General features: G+C 61.1%; 1 pseudogene. It reads right to left on the reverse strand.

Annotation, left to right across the window (positions count from 1 at the left end):
* Positions 1-524, reverse strand: a pseudogene (locus KUG43_RS01585) (Ig-like domain-containing protein); the annotation flags it as partial.
* Positions 525-540: the final 16 nt, after the last annotated feature.

Genomic DNA, 540 nt, shown 5'->3' on the forward strand with positions numbered 1-540 from the left:
GCCAGGAGGCTGCCGGTGGTGGTGCCGCTGTCCTCGGCGATGGAGAGGGTTTCGTTGGCGTCGGTGAAATCGTCGTTGACCGGTGTGACGGTGATGGGGACGGTGTCAGAGTCCGAGAGGGGTGTGCCGTCACTGTCGGTGGAGAGGACGGTGAGGGTATCGGCGCCGTTGAAGTTGAGGTTGGCCTGATAGGAGAGGGTGGCGAGGGCGGCATTGATCTGGGCCTGGCTGCCACTGAGGGTGAGGCTGCTGGTGCTATTGCCACCACTGCTGATGGAGGCACCGTTGAGAGCGCCAATGGTCAAGATGCCGTTGGTAACCGTTAATCGTGTGCTGGCGAGATTGCCATCGACATCATTGACGGCAATGGCATTAGCGCCGTTAAAGAACAGGGAGGTATCTTCATTGACACTCTGGCCCGCCGGGACGGTGTTGACGGGCGGGTCGTTGACCGGTGTGACGGTGATGGAAAGGGTGGAGGAGTCGTTGAGACCGGAGCCGTCGGTGACGACATAGGAGATCAACGGGACGGGGCCGTTG

The sequence above is a fragment of the Synechococcus sp. CCY 0621 genome (genome assembly GCF_019038465.1).
Taxonomy (GTDB): domain Bacteria; phylum Cyanobacteriota; class Cyanobacteriia; order PCC-6307; family Cyanobiaceae; genus Cyanobium.